The 15,624-nt window shown below is 63.8% G+C and carries 14 protein-coding genes; 13 read left to right on the forward strand and 1 reads right to left on the reverse strand.

Annotation, left to right across the window (positions count from 1 at the left end):
- A partial coding sequence (locus JWQ24_RS25455) for an ANTAR domain-containing protein (RefSeq protein ID WP_299814365.1) occupies positions 1–543 on the forward strand: 543 nt, incomplete at its 5' end.
- Positions 540–1,712 (forward strand): CmpA/NrtA family ABC transporter substrate-binding protein, encoded by a 1,173-nt coding sequence (locus JWQ24_RS25460; protein WP_299814368.1) that lies wholly within the window; start codon positions 540–542, stop codon positions 1,710–1,712. The genes JWQ24_RS25455 and JWQ24_RS25460, both read left to right, overlap by 4 nt.
- A 10-nt stretch (positions 1,713–1,722) precedes the next feature.
- Here the strand turns inward: JWQ24_RS25460 and JWQ24_RS25465 are convergent, their stop codons facing one another.
- Positions 1,723–2,424 (reverse strand): phosphoadenylyl-sulfate reductase, encoded by a 702-nt coding sequence (locus tag JWQ24_RS25465; RefSeq protein ID WP_299814371.1) that lies wholly within the window; start codon positions 2,422–2,424, stop codon positions 1,723–1,725.
- A 216-nt stretch (positions 2,425–2,640) separates the two neighbouring features.
- Here JWQ24_RS25465 and cysD point away from each other — a divergent pair, with 216 nt between their 5' ends.
- The 11 genes from cysD to JWQ24_RS25520 all read left to right on the forward strand — a co-directional run.
- A complete protein-coding gene (gene cysD / locus JWQ24_RS25470; RefSeq protein WP_299814374.1) occupies positions 2,641–3,480 on the forward strand; it encodes a sulfate adenylyltransferase subunit CysD in 840 nt (279 codons plus the stop codon).
- Between the two features lie 9 nt (positions 3,481–3,489).
- The gene (gene cysC, locus JWQ24_RS25475; protein WP_299814377.1) at positions 3,490–5,406 is read left to right on the forward strand and encodes an adenylyl-sulfate kinase; all 1,917 of its coding nucleotides are present in this window, start codon (positions 3,490–3,492) and stop codon (positions 5,404–5,406) included.
- Positions 5,407–5,911: 505 nt separating this feature from the next.
- Positions 5,912–7,714 carry a NirA family protein gene (locus tag JWQ24_RS25480; protein WP_299814380.1) on the forward strand — a complete coding sequence of 601 codons (1,803 nt, stop codon included), beginning with the start codon at positions 5,912–5,914 and terminating at the stop codon, positions 7,712–7,714.
- On the forward strand, positions 7,711–9,315 hold the full coding sequence (locus JWQ24_RS25485; RefSeq protein WP_299814383.1) for a sulfite reductase subunit alpha: 1,605 nt from the start codon (positions 7,711–7,713) through the stop codon (positions 9,313–9,315). Before JWQ24_RS25480 ends, JWQ24_RS25485 begins: the two co-directional genes overlap by 4 nt.
- A 103-nt stretch (positions 9,316–9,418) precedes the next feature.
- Complete coding sequence (locus JWQ24_RS25490; protein WP_299814386.1) at positions 9,419–10,375, forward strand: NrtA/SsuA/CpmA family ABC transporter substrate-binding protein; 957 nt, start codon at positions 9,419–9,421, stop codon at positions 10,373–10,375.
- An 86-nt stretch (positions 10,376–10,461) separates the two neighbouring features.
- On the forward strand, positions 10,462–11,268 hold the full coding sequence (locus JWQ24_RS25495) for an ABC transporter permease (RefSeq protein ID WP_299814403.1): 807 nt from the start codon (positions 10,462–10,464) through the stop codon (positions 11,266–11,268).
- The gene (locus tag JWQ24_RS25500; RefSeq protein WP_299814389.1) at positions 11,261–12,058 is read left to right on the forward strand and encodes an ABC transporter ATP-binding protein; all 798 of its coding nucleotides are present in this window, start codon (positions 11,261–11,263) and stop codon (positions 12,056–12,058) included. The genes JWQ24_RS25495 and JWQ24_RS25500 overlap by 8 nt, the downstream gene beginning before the upstream one ends.
- Before the next feature lie 162 nt (positions 12,059–12,220).
- Entirely contained in the window at positions 12,221–12,373 is a 153-nt protein-coding gene (locus tag JWQ24_RS25505) for a hypothetical protein (RefSeq protein ID WP_299814392.1), read from the forward strand.
- A 41-nt stretch (positions 12,374–12,414) separates the two neighbouring features.
- Entirely contained in the window at positions 12,415–13,587 is a 1,173-nt protein-coding gene (locus JWQ24_RS25510; protein ID WP_299814395.1) for an acyl-CoA dehydrogenase family protein, read from the forward strand.
- 27 nt (positions 13,588–13,614) lie between these two features.
- Entirely contained in the window at positions 13,615–14,721 is a 1,107-nt protein-coding gene (locus JWQ24_RS25515) for an LLM class flavin-dependent oxidoreductase (protein WP_299814397.1), read from the forward strand.
- The coding region (locus tag JWQ24_RS25520) for an ABC transporter substrate-binding protein (protein ID WP_299814400.1) at positions 14,721–15,624 on the forward strand (904 nt) is incomplete at its 3' end. The genes JWQ24_RS25515 and JWQ24_RS25520, both read left to right, overlap by 1 nt.

The following is a 15,624-nucleotide window of genomic DNA, read 5'->3' on the forward strand; positions in this document are numbered from 1 at the left end:
ATCCGGGCCGCAATCCTGCAGGAAGGACTGCGCGAGGCGGGCTTTTCCGGCGTCACGCATATCAGCGATATGCAGAATCTGCTGGCCCGGATTTACGCGCTCGATCCGGACGTGATCCTGATCGATCTGGAAAACCCGAGCCGCGACGTGCTGGAACAGATGTTCCAGGTCAGCCGCGCGGTGCGCCGGCCGATCGCGATGTTCGTCGATCAGAGCGATTCGGCATCGATCCAGGCCTCGGTCGATGCCGGCGTTTCCGCTTACATCGTGGACGGCTTGAAGAAGGAACGCATCAAGCCGATCCTCGATCTCTGCGTCTCGCGCTTCAACGCCTTCTCGAAACTGCAGGATGAACTCGAGCGCACCAAATCCGCGCTGGAAGACCGCAAGGTGATCGATCGCGCCAAGGGCATCCTGATGAAACTGAAAGGACTGACCGAAGACGAAGCCTATGTACTGCTGCGATCCACCGCGATGCGCGAGAAGAAGAAAATCGGCGAGATCGCGCAGTCGATCGTCACCGCGGCGGAGTTGCTGAAATGACCGGTCAACCACTTCGCATCGGATTCATTCCATTGGTTGACGCCGCCGCGCTGATCGTCGCGGTCGACAGGGGATTTGCCGCCGCGGAGGGGCTGGATGTCACGCTGGTGCGGGAAGTGTCCTGGTCAAATGTCCGCGACAAGCTCAATATCGGCCTGTTCGATGCCGCGCATCTGCTGGCGCCGGTGGCGATCGCCTCCAGCCTGGGCCTCGGCCATGTAAAGGTGCCGATCGTGGCGTCGTTCAATCTCGGCCTCAACGGCAATGCCATCACCGTGTCGCCCGCGTTGCACGCTGCTTTGATGGCCGAAGTGGACGGCGATCCCTACGATCCGATGGTTACCGCGCTGGCGCTCGCGCGCGTCGTCGCGAACAGGCGAAAGGCAGGTGTCGAGCCGCTGACCTTCGGCATGACGTTTCCGTTCTCGACGCATAACTACCAGTTGCGGTTCTGGATGGCCGCCGGCGGCGTCGATCCCGACGAGGATGTGCGGCTCGTGGTGCTGCCACCGCCTTACATGGTGGGCAGCCTGACCAGTGGCCATGTCGATGCGTTCTGCGTCGGCGCGCCCTGGAATTCGGTCGCGGTCGATCGCGGCGTCGGTCATATCCTGCATTTCGTCTCCGACATTCTGGCGCGTGCCGCCGAGAAAGTGCTCGCGGTCCGGCAGGACTGGGCGGAGAAAAATCCGGAAGTGCTGGCCGCTTTGACGCGGGCGCATTGCGCCGCCGCCGCCTTCATCGAGGACAGCGCCAACCGCGACGAGGTCGCCGCGATCCTGGCGCAGCCTGAGCGGATCGGCGTCTCGCCGGAAGTGCTGCTGCGCACGTTGGATGGGCGGCTGAAGATTTCGCCGGATGGTTTGATGCGCGAAAGCCGCCGCTATCTGCTGGTTGGCCGCCAAGGGGCAGGGCGTCCCGATCCGCGGCAGGCCGCCTGGCTTTACGCCCAGATGGTGCGCTGGGGGCAGGCGCCGCTCAGCCCTGAGCTATTGAACACCGCGCAGGCCGTGTTCCGCCCGGACCTTTATGACGCTGCTCTCGGAGCAACCGGCAGCGTTAACACCGACGTGCCGGATGCGGTCGGCGCGTTTGCCGGCCCGGCGTTCGATCCCAACAATATCGCGGCGCATCTGGCGTCGTTTGAAATCGCCCATATGAAGGGTTGAGGCCGCCGCCTCAGCCGGCCGGCTTGTGAATGCCGCATTCCGTCTTGCCGCGGCCGCGCCACCTACCGGCGCGGGGGTCCTCGCCCGGTAAGGTGCGGCTCGTGCAGGGCATGCAGCCGACCGACGCAAAGCCCGATGCGACGAGCGGATGCGGCGGCAAATCGGCGGATGCGTAGATCAGCTGGATATCATCCGACGTGACATTGGCGAACGGATTGAATTTCAATCTGCCGTCTTCCTGTTCGACGACCGGTATGGCCGCGCGCGATCCGCCCTGAAAGCGCTTGCGGCCGTTGATCCAGGCGCAGAACGGCGCCAGCGCCTGCGCCAGCGGTTCGACCTTCCGTATCCGGCAGCAGGTGTCGGGATCGGACGACCACCTGTCTGCATCAGGGTCGTGCGCCGCCAGCGACGCTGACGCGGGGCGTACCGTTCGCACGTCGCGCAAACCCAGCGTGCGGATCAGCTCGTCGCGATAGGCGAGCGTCTCGTCGAACATCCAGCCGGTGTCGAGAAACAGTACGGGGATGGCGGGATCGACGTCGGCCATCACCTTGAGCAACGCCGCCGACTCCGTACCGAACGACGACACCAGCGCCAGCTGTTCGCGACCCGCGACCTCAAGCGCTGCCGCAATCACCTCGGCAGGCGAGGCGGTCTGCAGCGCTCGATCCCAATCTTCGGGACGCGCGGCGGCGGGCGAACTCGGCATCACATACTCCTTACCAGGATCCGGCTTGACTAGAATATAATTCTCTATATCAGTTATTCATAAGATCCAAATAGAAATATATTCTATCTATTTGCGATACTTAGTTTGGATTTTTTAACTCTGTAAACTGAGTTCCAGAGATGCAATTTCTCCGAGCACCTCGCTCCGTGAGTAACGGTCATTCTCCAGGCAACTCCACCGACCCGGAGAATGCACATGGCGCAGTCCCATTCTGAGCGCGTCCGATCCGATGTGGTGTCGATGGATCACCTGGACCAGCTGGAAGCGCAGAGCATCTACATCCTGCGCGAAGCCTTCGCGCGACTGAAGAAACTCGCTCTGCTGTGGTCGCTCGGCAAGGATTCCAACGTGATGATCTGGCTGGCGCGCAAGGCTTTCTTCGGCCACGTGCCGTTTCCCGCCCTGCACGTGGACACCGGCAAGAAGTTTCCGGAGATGTACGCATTCCGGGATCGGTATGCCGGGGAGTGGGGGCTCGATCTCCTGATCGAGAACTGCCCGCCGATCGAGGGCATCGATCCAACGCTGCCGCCGGCCGCGCGCTCGGCAGCGCGCAAGACGGAAGGCCTCAAGCTGGCGCTCGCCAAATACGGTTTCGACGGGCTGATCGCCGGTATCCGGCGCGACGAGGAAGCGACCCGCGCCAAGGAGCGCGTGTTCTCGCCGCGCGGCGTCGAGGGCGGGTGGGACGTGCGCGACCAGCCGCCAGAATTCTGGGATCAGTTCAATGCGTCGCCGCCGCCCGGCGCGCATCTGCGCATCCATCCGATCCTGCACTGGACCGAGGCCGACATCTGGGCCTACACGGCGCGCGAAAATATCCCGATCATCCCGCTGTATTTAGCCCGCGACGGCATGCGCTATCGCTCGCTGGGCGATCAGGACATCACCAATCCGGTCGCGTCCAACGCCACCTCGATTGCCGAAATCCTGACCGAACTCGACGGCAGCACTGTTCCCGAACGCGCCGGCCGCGCGCTCGATCACGAGACCGAAGATGCCTTCGAGCGACTGCGCGTCGCCGGCTATCTGTAGAGGTGACGCATGACCAAACCCGTCAATCCGGCAACGCTTGCCACGCCCAACGGCACCACGCGCCCGCAACTGCGCATCGTCATCGTCGGCCATGTGGACCACGGCAAGTCGACGCTGGTCGGCCGTCTGCTGCATGAAACCGGCAGTCTGGCGGACGGCAAGCTGGAGATGCTGAAAGCGGCCAGCGCGCGACGCGGCATGCCGTTCGAATGGTCGTTCCTGCTCGATGCGCTGCAGACCGAGCGTGACCAGGGCATCACCATCGACACCACGCAGATTCGCTTCCGCACCAAATCGCGCGACGTCATTCTGATCGATGCGCCCGGCCATGCCGAGTTCCTGCGCAACATGATCACAGGCGCTTCGCAGGCCGATGCCGCCGTGCTGATCATCGATGCGCTGGAAGGCGTGCGCGACCAGACGCGGCGACACGCCTACCTTCTGCATCTGCTGGGCGTGAAACAGGTAGCCGTCGTCGTCAACAAGATGGACCGAGTCGATTTCAGCGAAGCGCGCTTCCAGTCCATCAGCGACGAAATCTCGGCGCATCTGATTGAATTGGGCGTAGCTCCGGCCGCCATCATTCCGATCTCGGCGCGGGATGGCGACGGCGTGGCCGCCCTTACCGAACGCATCGGCTGGTATCGCGGGCTGACCGTGGTCGATGCGCTGGACGCGTTGACGCCGGCGATCGCGCTGGATGAACTGACGTTACGTTTGCCGGTGCAAGCGGTCTACAAGTTCGACGACCGGCGGATCGTTGCCGGACGTATCGAGGCCGGCCATCTGGCCGTCGGCGACGAAGTCGTCATCATGCCGGCCGGTAAGCTGGCGCGGATCAAGACCGTGGAGCATTGGGCCACGACGCCGCTCGCTGGCGAGCACGGAGCAGGGCGATCGATCGGCGTCACGCTCGACCGCGAACTCTTCGTCGAACGTGGCGACGTGATTGCGCATGTGGGTGCAGTGCCATCCGACACCAGGCGGCTTCGCGCGCGCATCTTCTGGCTGCACGAGCAACCGCTGAAGGCGGGAGCGTCGATCCTGCTGCGGCTCGGCGTCCGCGAAGTGCGCGCCACCGTGGTCGCGATCGAAAAGGCGATCGATCCCGGCGTACTGGCCAGCGTCGAGACCCGCGAAATCGCCCGCAACCATGTCGGCGAAATCGATATCTCGCTGGCCCAGCCGGTAGCCGCCGATTGCTACGCCGACAATCCACGCACCGGGCGGCTGGTGATCGAGGTCAATGGCCGGATCGCTGGCGGCGGTCTTGTGCTTTCGGTCGAGCCCGGCCGGCGCGCGGTATCGCTCGACATCGTGCCGGTGGAATCGGCGCTGCAGCCCGTTGAACGTTCGGGGCGCTATCGTCACGCCGGCGCGGTGGTGTGGTTCACGGGACTGCCGGGATCGGGCAAGTCGACGCTGGCACTGGCGCTGGAGCGCCGGCTGTTTGGCATCGGCGGTTCGCCGATCCTGCTCGACGGCGATACGCTGCGCGCCGGCCTCAATCGCGACCTCGGCTTTTCCGCCGCCGATCGCCGCGAGAATATCCGGCGGCTGGCCGAAGTCGCCGGCCATCTCGCACGCAATGGCCACATCGCCATCGTCGCGGCGGTGTCGCCCTCGCGCGATGACCGTGCAGAAGCCCGCCGCATCGTGGATTCCGCGTTTCGCGAGATCTACGTTTCGACGCCGGCCGAGATCTGCGAGCAGCGCGATCCCAAGGGGCACTACGCCAAGGCGCGTGCCGGCGCGCTCAAGGACTTTACCGGCATCGCCAACGACTATCAGGCGCCGGAGACTGCCGAGTTGAAGATCGATACCTCAAAGCGTGCCATCGCGGACGCGCTCAACAGCATCGAGAACATGCTTCGGCAGAGCGGTATTCTGCATGACCAGATCGTCGATCTGGCGGCAAACATCTAGGCGCTCAAGATCACACCCTAAATCGGGGAGGGGAACCACTGGCCTCTCCTACGTCGTTGCGAGAAGCCCTTGCGACGAAGCAATCCAGCTCTCGCTTGAGGCCTTCTGGATTGCCGCTTCGCGGAGTTTATCAACGGGCCGGCGAAGCCGGACCCGTTGGCTCCTCGCCATGACGGCTGCCGCTTGAGTGCCTGCCGTCTAAATATTGTGCGTGCGGTGCAAAACGTTCGCAGGCGAGCCGGTGGGTTGGGCGTATTGAGCCTGACAATGCACTGATATCCCTATGTTTTTCATCATCGACATTCTGGCACAAGACTTGAATGCTCCTAGCGTGCCGGCGTTCGCTGAAGCGCGCCGGCCACGTCCCGATGGATTTCCGCAGCAACGAGGCTGATCGGACCGCTTCCCAGAATTCATGCCGGCGCGATGCGCTGACCTGGACCTGCGCGGTCACATTCCGTTCCCCGTTGATGCCACGACAGTGGCTGCAGGAGTCTCGCTCGCGATGAAAATCGACCCCGTCTCCCTCGACTTCACCGACGAACAGAAGCGCTACCTCGAAGGCTTTTCGACCGGGCTGCAGATCAGCCGCGTCGGCCGCGGACTCGGTGGTGGCGCCACGGTAAAGTCGAACGCCGAGCCGAGCGGACCCGATGCGCCGCATCTCAAGGCGCAGGACCGCGTCATCGCTTCCGGCAAAAGGTTAGCCGATCCTGAAAAATGGAAGCGCGAGGAACATCCGTTCGACGCCTATCCGCGCCTGAAGGAACAGGCGCAGCTCGACGCGCGGCCGTCGCCGGCGGATAATTTTCGCTGGCGCTATTACGGTCTGTTCTATGTCGGGCCGGCGCAGGATTCTTATATGAGCCGGCTGCGGATTCCGAATGGCATCCTTAAGCACGGGCAGTTCGCGGGTCTCGCTGATCTGATCGAAGACCTCTGCGGGCCGTTCTGCAACGTCACCACGCGCGCCAACCTGCAGGTGCGCGAGATTCCGCCGAAGAATGCGGTCGCGCTGATCGAGGGGATCCAGGATCTCGGCCTGTGCTCGCGGGGCTCCGGCGCCGATAACATCCGCAACGTCACGGGCACGCCGACCGCCGGCATCGATCCGCAGGAATTGCTGGACACACGGCCCTATGCGCGAGAGTGGCACTATCACATCCTCAACGACCGCTCGCTGACCGGGCTGCCGCGCAAATTCAACGTTGCCTTCGACGGCGCAGGCAAGATCGCTGTGCTGGAAGATACCAACGACATCGCGTTTGCCGCGGTCGAGGTGAAGGACGGTTTTGGCGTCGAGCCCGGCATCTGGTTCAAGCTCGGCATTGGCGGCATCACCGGCCACAAGGACTTTGCCAAAGACACCGGCATCATCGTCAGGCCGGCCGATGCGACGAAAGTGTCGGATGCCATTGTCCGCGTCTTCATCGAGCTCGGCGACCGCACCAACCGGCTGAAAGCGCGCCTGAAATACGTCATCGACGACATGGGAATGGACAAGTTCCTGGTGCTGGTCGAGGCGAAGCTGGGTTATGCCTTCACCCGCGTGCCGGCGGAAGCGCTGGCGCCACGACCGCAGTTTGATCGCATGGCGCATATCGGGGTGCACAAGCAAAAACAGGATGGGCTGAACTGGATCGGCGTGTTGCTGCCATTGGGCAAACTGACCTGCGATCAGATGCGCGGGCTCTCAAAGATCGCCGGGGATCTCGGCGACGGCGAGATACGCCTCACGGTGTGGCAGAACCTTTTGATACCAGGCGTGCGGGATGACAACGTCGCGCTGGCAATGGCAGCGATCGAGGCGCTCGGCCTCGCTATCGCCGCCTCCGAGATCCGCGCCGGGTTGATTGCCTGCACGGGGGCTGCCGGCTGCAAGTTCGGCAATGCCGACACCAAGCGCAGCGCTTCTGCCATCGGCGATTGGTGCGAGCCGCGTGTGCCCGTTGATACGCCGCTCAACATCCATCTCACGGGATGCCATCACTCCTGCGCGCAGCATTACATCAGCGACATCGGCATGATCGGCGCCAAGGTGCCGGTCAATGAGGAGGGCGACACCATCGAGGGCTATCACCTGTTCGCCGGCGGCAGCTTCGGTCCAGGAGCGGATGTCGGGCAGGAGGTCTATCATGACCTCAAGGCGGCCGACGCACCGGTGTTCGTCGAGAAACTGCTGAAGGCCTATATGGCCAACCGCGCGTCACCCGTTGAGACCTTCCTCAGCTTTGCGCGCCGCCACGATGGCGCAGCGTTGCGCCAGCTTGCCGAAGCCCAATCTACCGAAGACATGGTGTCCGCATGAACCAGATGACGCCGCCGCCGAAAGTCGAGATCATCCCGTCGTCTGCGCCGTTCTCGGAGGCGCAGCGCTCCTGGCTGAACGGCTTCTTTGCAGGGCTCCTGTCGGACGCACCGGCACCATTGTCGGCGGAGCAGGGCGCCGCCGTGATGCCCGAGGAGGACGACGGCACGCCGTGGCACGACCAGACCATGCCGATCGCCGACCGCATGAAGCTCGCCGAGGGGCGGCCGATGCGCCGAAAAATGATGGCGGCGATGGCGCAGCAGGATTGCGGCCAGTGTGGTTACAACTGCAACGATTACGCCGAGGCGATCGCCGGCCATACTGAGCCACGCCTCAACCTCTGCGTCCCCGGCGGCAAGGAAACCGCGCGGATGCTGAAGGCGTTGAATGAGGAAATGGAGAAGTCGCCAGGCACTGGTGCTGCGCCGGCTGCGGCGACGCCCGCGGTGGGAAAGCCTGTGGTCGAAGCCGCCGATCCATCGACGCTCGGTCGCTCGCGCGACAATCCCGCTCCCGCGATTTTTCTCGACCGCCGCCTGCTCAACGGCAAGGGCTCGGAGAAGGAAACCTGGCATGTCGATTTCGACCTGTCCGGCTGCGGGCTGGACTACGTCGTTGGCGATTCCTTCGGCATTTTCGCCAGCAACGACCTCGGCCATGTCGACCAGATCATCGCGTTGCTCGGCGCCTCGCACAATACGGAAGTTCGCGGCAAGACGCTGCGCGACGTGTTGCGCTACGATGTGTCCTTGGCGCCGGCGCCGGACAGCCTGTTCGAATTGATCTCCTACCTCACCGGCGGCGCGCACCGCGCAAAAGCGCGCGCGCTGGCGCAGGGCGAGGATCCCGACGGCGACGCTACTACGCTCGACGTGATGGCGGCGCTGCAGAAGTTCTCTCACGTGCGGCCGCATCCCGAGGCCTTCATCGAGGCGCTGGAGCCGTTGCAGCCGCGGCTGTATTCAATCTCGTCGTCGCACAATGCGACGCCCGGAAAACTGTCGCTGACGATCGACGTCGTGCGTTACGTCGTCGGCAAGCGCAAACGCCACGGCCTGGCGTCGAGCTTTCTCGCCGACCGCATCCAGCCCGGAGATGAACTCAAAGTCTATGTACAGAAGGCGCATGGTTTCGCGCTGCCGGATGATCCCAACATCCCTATCATCATGGTCGGCCCGGGCACTGGCATCGCGCCGTTTCGCGCCTTCCTGCACGATCGCAAGGCGACCCGTGCCCCCGGCAGGAACTGGCTGTTCTTCGGCCACCAGCGCAGCGCCTCGGATTTCTTTTATGCCGACGAACTCAACGCGATGAAGAGCGAGGGATTCCTGACGCGGCTGTCGCTGGCCTGGTCGCGCGACTCCGGCGAAAAATTCTACGTGCAGGACCGCATGCGCGAAGTCGGCCGCGACGTCTGGACGTGGCTGGCCGACGGCGCCCATGTCTATATCTGCGGAGACGCCAAGCGGATGGCCAAGGATGTCGAGCGCGCCTTGGTGGACATCGTCGCGCAATATGGCGCGCGCAGCACCGACGAGGCGGTGTCGTTCGTCGGCGATCTCAAAAAGAAGGGCCGGTTTCAACTCGACGTGTATTGAGCAGCGCGGCGGCGTCCCCACGCCATAAAATGCCAGCAAAGGGCACGGCTCTTGCATGTACGTGGAAGCCGACACCTTGGATCAGCCGCAGCGAGAGCACCAGATGCACACCACGAGCCGACGTCAGTTCATCCGTTTGGCGGCGACCGCCGCGGCGTTGTCCACCACCAGCATCAAGGCCTTCGCCGCCGACCGCGTCATCAAGATAGGCACGCTGAAACTGATCCACGGCATCACGCCGTATTTCTACGAGAAGTTCGTTCCGGCCGATATCAAGATCGAAGTCATCCCGTTTGAAACCCCGACCGACGGCAAGAACGCGGTGGCTACCGGCACCGTGGACTTCGGCATCTTCGGCCTTGCGGCAGCGACGCTGGGCGGCGCCAATGGCGAGCCGGTCGTGGTGATTGCCTCCGCCTGCAATCGCGGCATGGCCGTGGTGGCCAGCAAGGCGTCAGGGATCACCAGCATCAAGGAACTCAAAGGCAAGAAGGTCGCGATCCTGCCGGGATCGACCCAGGAGGTGGTGATCCTCGACCGGTTGGCCGCTGAAGGCATGACGGTCAAGGATGTCGAAGCTGTCCGCCTGTCGTTCAGCGACATGGCGGCGGCGCTGGCCCGCGGCGACATTGATGCCTATGTCGGCGCAGAGCCCGGCCCGGGCATCAGTCTGGCCAATGGTGTCGGCACCATCGTCGAGTATCCCTATTCGACGCCGACCGGGTCGCTGAACATGGTACTCGCGACCAGCCGAAGCACCATCGAAAAGGATCCCGAACTCGTCAAGGCGCTGCTCAAGATCCACCGCCAGGCCAGCGAATACGCCATGAAGGACCGTGACGCCTTCGTGGCGATGGCGATGCAGAAGCTCGGCCAGCAGAAGCCGTCGATCGAGCAGGCGGCGCCCAACGTCGAACTGACATGGAAAATAGACGACCTGTTCTTGAAGCAGGCCAATTACTACGGCAGCCAGATGCTGGCCAAGAAGCAGATCCGTCAGTTGCCGGACTACAAGACCTTCATCGATGCCAGCTTCGTGCAGGCGCTGGCCGCGACGTGAGCGCAACGCTGCCCCTGCAGACCGCCGTCGATGGATTGCCCGAGTCGGGCAGCGTGACATCGCCCTCCGCATTGCCGCCGGCATCCATGCCTGCGGCACGCGGCCGGCTGTTGCCGCGCCTTCGCGCCATAGCGCTCGCTTTGATCGTGCCGGTCTGCCTGCTGCTGTTCTGGGATGCGATGGTGCGCTGGACCGGGACCCGGCTGGTGCCTTCGCCCTATGGCGTGGCGGTCATGATGTGGGATTTCGCCTTCGGCGGAATCTACGATGATGCCTATAGCGCCAGCCTGCCGATCCATTTCTGGAAGTCGGTGCAGCGGGTCTATGGCGGCTTTCTGTGCGCGGCCGTGCTGGGTATTCCGCTCGGCCTGATGATCGGCCGGATCCCGCTGCTGCGCGCGTTGTTTGATCCCACGCTGTCGTTGCTGCGTCCGATCCCGGTGACGGCGTGGCTGCCGCTGTCGATGATCTTTTTCGGCCTGGGGCCGCGCTCGGCGGTGTTCCTGGTCTTTCTCGGCGCGTTTTATCCGATCCTGCTCAACACCGTGTTTGGCGTGAAGTCGGTGGATGTCAGGCTGTTCGAGGCGGCCGAGATGCTCGGCTGCAGCGGACCAAAACTGTTTCGCGCCGTCGTCCTTCCTGCGGCGCTGCCCAGCATCTTCAACGGATTGCGGCTGGGCGCCAGTTTCGCCTGGATACTGATCGTGGTGGGCGAGATGACCGGCGTGCCCGAAGGGCTCGGCGCGGTCATCATGGATGGCCGGACGCTATCGCGCACCGATCTGGTGATCACAGGGATGATCATTATCGGCATCACCGGGTTTTTGTCGGACCGCATCCTGCTTTCGCTCAGCCACTACTTCCTGCGCTGGAGCCCACAGCACCATGACTAGTCAGCCGCCGATCCTTGAAGTCACCGCCTTGCAGAAATTCTACCAGTCCTCCAGCGGTCCGGTCGAAGCGTTGCGCGGTGTCAACCTCACGGTCCGCAAGGGTGAGTTCATTTGCCTGCTCGGCGCGTCCGGCTGCGGCAAGTCCACGCTGCTGCGGATCATCGCGGGCTTCGAGAAAGCCACCCACGGCTCAGTCGCCATGTACGGCTTCGAGGTGGACCGGCCGGGGCCGGAACGCGGCATGGTGTTTCAGGACTACGCGCTGTTTCCGTGGCTGACGGTGCGCGACAATATCAGCTTCGGGCCGCGGCATCGTCGTGTTGCCTCGAAGGTCGTGGCCGAGCTGACCGAAAAATTCATGGCGATGGTCGGTCTGTCGGCGTTTGCCGAACGCTATCCGCACGAATTATCCGGCGGCATGAAGCAGCGCGTCGCGATTGCGCGGGTGCTGACCAATGACACCGACATCCTGCTGATGGACGAGCCGTTCGGCGCACTGGATGCGCTGACGCGCAGCAAGCTGCAGGAAGAGCTGGTCGAGATCTGGCGCACCACCGGACTGACCGTGATCTTCGTAACGCATTCGGTGGAGGAGGCGGTGCTGCTGGCCGACCGGGTGGTGGTGATGACCGCGGGGCCGGGCCGGATCGATTGTGAGATCGATATCGACCTGCCGCGGCCGCGCGATGTCGCATCGCCGGAGTTCAACGCGCTGCGCCGCGACGTGACACGAAAACTCACCAGCCATCTGGCACGCAGCGGTCCCGCCATGGCGACAGCCGATTCCTGAGAAAAATACCGGCAAATAGAATTCTCGCTGTCGCAGTCCGGAGAGTATTTTCATCTGCCCACGCATCGCGGGGCAGGGCAGGCGTCGCTATTTTCACGCCCCCCTTGCATCCAGCCCGGATCGGCATTTGTTATGCGGACGATGAAGCGCTGGAGAACGATGATGCGCGAACTGTCTGCGGAGGCCCGCTTGCACATCCACGCCCGCACGCTGCCGGGACGTTCCGCCGGACGCTTCGCGAACTTCGCCGTCTACAGCGCGTTTGCGCTGATCGCCGCCATTGTGTTCGGCACGCTGTCGGTACATCCGTTCTGACATAGGTCAGGACGCGCGACCTTCCAGAACTGGAATGACCGTTGAATTTGAGCATCAAGCGCCAGGAACGGCCGGAGGCTTTGCCGTCGGCAATCGAGCGGGCATCGCTGCTGGCGCCCCGCTTTGCCGAGCGTGCGCCGCTGCATGATCGCACCGGCAGCTTTCCGTTCGAGAATTTCCAGGAATTGTCCGACGAGGGCCTTCTGGCACTGACGGTGCCGGCGTTGCTCGGCGGCGGGGGCGCAGGCGTGCAAGACGCGGCGCGGGTCGTCAGCATCGTGGCCAAGGCCGATGCCGCAACCGGGCTGGTGCTGGCGATGCATTACATTCACCATCTCGTCATCGCGGATAGTACGCGTTGGCCGGTGCATCTCTCGCGCAGGCTGGCGAAGGAGACAGTTGAAGGGCTGGCGCTGGTCAACGCGTTGCGCGTCGAGCCGGACCAGGGTTCGCCGTCGCGCGGCGGCTTGCCGGCGACCACGGCGACGCGGACTGCGACCGGCTGGCGGCTCAGCGGCCGCAAGATCTATTCGACCGGCGCGCCGATCCTGAAATGGTACACGGTATGGGCGAAGACCGACGAGCCGGAGGTGCGCGTTGGTCTGTTCCTGGTGCCCGCCGGTCTGCCGGGAACGTCGATCGTCGAGACCTGGGATCATTTGGGGCTGCGCGCCAGCGGCAGCCATGATGTCGTCTTCGACGACGTGGTGTTTCCGCTCGATCACGAAATCGACCTGCGCAAGCCCTCCGAGTGGGGCGCGCCGGACTTGACGCAGGCCACCGTGCAGGCGGTGCTGGTCGGCGCGGTCTATGACGGCGTCGCGCAAGCGGCACGGGACTGGGTCGTGCAGTTCCTGCAGAATCGCGTGCCGTCGAGCCTGGGCGCGCCGCTGGCGACGTTGTCGCGCGCGCAGGAGATCGTGGGCGGCATTCAGGCGAAGCTCGCCGTCAATGCGCGGCTGCTCGACAGCTTTGGTCGGGATATCGACGATGGCGTCGCGCTCACCGCCTCCGAAGCCAACATCATCAAGCTCACCGTCACCAACAACGCCGTCGCTGCCGTCGAGGACGCGCTATCGCTGACCAGCAATCACGGTCTGACTCGTGCCAATCCGCTGGAACGGCACTTTCGCGACGTGATGTGCGGCCGCGTTCATACCCCGCAGGACGATGCCACGCGCCTCAGCGCCGGCCGCCTCGCGCTCGGCATCTGATTCAATCCATCGACAAGGAAGACCACCATGTCCATCGAATTCATCGGCTTCATCACCAACAACGATTCCTCCGAGACCCGCGTCCGCTCCGGTCCGATCCTCGACCGGTCCTATATCGAGACCGTCGCCAAGGCGCATGAACTCGCCGGCTTCGACCGCGCATTGCTGGCGTTTCACTCCACCATTCCCGACGGTCTGCAGGTCGGCCAGCACGTGCTGAGTGTCACCGAGAAGTTGAAGGTCATGATCGCGCAGCGGCCAGGCTTCACCGCACCGACGCTTTTGGCAAGGCAACTCGCCACCATCGACCAGTTCTCCGGTGGCCGCGTCTCGCTGCATGTCATCACCGGTGGCAACGCCACCGAGTTGCGCCAGGACGGCAATACCATCGACGACAAGGACGAGCGTTACGCCCGCACCGACGAATGGCTCGAGGTCATCAAGCAGGAATGGCGCAGCGAAAAGCCGTTCAGCTATTCCGGCAAGTACTATCAGGTCGAGAATGGTTTCTCGCAGGTGAAGCCGTTCAATCCGGCGGGCATCCCGATCTTCGTCGGCGGCGCGTCGGACGCTGCGATCGAGGTTGCCGGCAAGCATGCCGATACGTTTGCGCTATGGGGTGAATCCTACGCGCAGGTGCGCGACGTGACAACGCGTGTTCGCGCCGCCGCAGCGAAGCATGGACGCCCCGCGCCACGCTTCAGCCTGTCGGTTCGGCCGATCATTGCCGACACCGAGGAGAAGGCATGGGCCAAGGCGGATGATATCCTCGCGCGCGCGACCGCCCTGCAGGACAAGACCGGTTATCGCAAGCCGGTTGACGGCCATGCCACGGCCGGCGCGAAGCGTCTGCTGGCGCTGGCCGAGCAGGGCACCCGCATCGACAAGCGGCTGTGGACCGAAATGGCGGCGCTGACCGGCGCCAACAGCAACACCACGGCGCTGGTCGGCACGCCCGAGCAGGTCGCCGAAGTGTTCGCCGATTACTACGATCTCGGTGTCAGCCACTTTCTCATTCGTGGCTTCGATCCCTTGATCGACGCCATCGATTACGGTCGTGAACTGATCCCGCGCACCCGCGAACTGGTCGCCCAGCGTGCGGCCGCCCACAAGAATTCCGGAGTGGCAGCGTGATGAAACGTCTTATCGTCACCGCGGCGTTGTTTGCCGCCGCGCTGTCGTCGGCCCATGCCGAAACAACGTTGATTGTCGGAGACCAGAAAGGCAATGCGCGCGCGGTGATGGAAGCCTCCGGCGTGCTCAAGGACGTGCCCTACAAGATTGAGTGGAAGGAATTTGCCGCAGCAGCGCCGCTGCTGGAGGCGCTTGGCGCAGGCGCCATCGAGGCCGGCCTGGTCGGCGATGCGCCGTTCACCTTCGCCGCGGCGGCCAACGTGCCGGTGAAGGCGATCGGCGCGATCCGCCAGACCGGGGACGGCCTCGCCGTGCTGGTGCCGAAGGATTCTGCCATCAAGAATTTCGACGAGCTGAAAGGCAAGAAGATCGCCACCGGTCGCGGATCGATCGGGCACCAGCTTTTGCTGGCCGCGCTGGAGTCAAAGGGCTGGACGCCTGCCGACGTGCAGATCGTGTTCCTCGCGCCCGCCGATGCGAAGGTCGCATACAGCCGCGGTTCGGTGGATGCGTGGTCGACTTGGGAGCCCTATGTCAGCCAGGAGGAAGTTCTGTTCCAGTCGCGCGTTGTGCTGAATGCCGAGGGCCTGACGTCGGGACTCAGCTTCGTCGTGGCGACGCCGAACGCGATCCGCGACAAGCATGCCGATCTGGAAGACTATCTGCGCCGCCTGACCGCTGCGCGCGCATGGGCGCTGAACAACGCCAACGCGTACGCCCAGACCTGGGGCAAGCTCATGAACGTCGAGCCGTCGGTGCCGCTGAACTGGCTCACCCGTGCCAAGATCCGCATCGCGCCGATTGACGACAGCGTGGTGGCCGACGAGCAGAAGACCATCGACCTCTATCTGCGCGCCGGGCTGATCAAGCAGAAGCTTGACGCGGCGACGTTGGTGGACCGTT

This window comes from Tardiphaga sp. (assembly GCF_028290495.1).
Lineage (GTDB): Bacteria > Pseudomonadota > Alphaproteobacteria > Rhizobiales > Xanthobacteraceae > Tardiphaga.

Excerpts from the sequence above, each read along its gene's own strand:
- JWQ24_RS25495 (WP_299814403.1), top strand. The coding sequence starts at position 10,462 with ATGCCTGCGGCACGCGGCCGGCTGTTGCCGCGCCTTCGCGCCATAGCG.
- cysD (WP_299814374.1), top strand. The coding sequence starts at position 2,641 with ATGGCGCAGTCCCATTCTGAGCGCGTCCGATCCGATGTGGTGTCGATG.
- JWQ24_RS25500 (WP_299814389.1), top strand. The coding sequence starts at position 11,261 with ATGACTAGTCAGCCGCCGATCCTTGAAGTCACCGCCTTGCAGAAATTC.
- JWQ24_RS25460 (WP_299814368.1), top strand. The coding sequence starts at position 540 with ATGACCGGTCAACCACTTCGCATCGGATTCATTCCATTGGTTGACGCC.
- JWQ24_RS25490 (WP_299814386.1), top strand. The coding sequence starts at position 9,419 with ATGCACACCACGAGCCGACGTCAGTTCATCCGTTTGGCGGCGACCGCC.
- JWQ24_RS25480 (WP_299814380.1), top strand. The coding sequence starts at position 5,912 with ATGAAAATCGACCCCGTCTCCCTCGACTTCACCGACGAACAGAAGCGC.
- JWQ24_RS25505 (WP_299814392.1), top strand. The coding sequence starts at position 12,221 with ATGCGCGAACTGTCTGCGGAGGCCCGCTTGCACATCCACGCCCGCACG.
- cysC (WP_299814377.1), top strand. The coding sequence starts at position 3,490 with ATGACCAAACCCGTCAATCCGGCAACGCTTGCCACGCCCAACGGCACC.
- JWQ24_RS25465 (WP_299814371.1), bottom strand. The coding sequence starts at position 2,424 with ATGCCGAGTTCGCCCGCCGCCGCGCGTCCCGAAGATTGGGATCGAGCG.
- JWQ24_RS25515 (WP_299814397.1), top strand. The coding sequence starts at position 13,615 with ATGTCCATCGAATTCATCGGCTTCATCACCAACAACGATTCCTCCGAG.
- JWQ24_RS25485 (WP_299814383.1), top strand. The coding sequence starts at position 7,711 with ATGAACCAGATGACGCCGCCGCCGAAAGTCGAGATCATCCCGTCGTCT.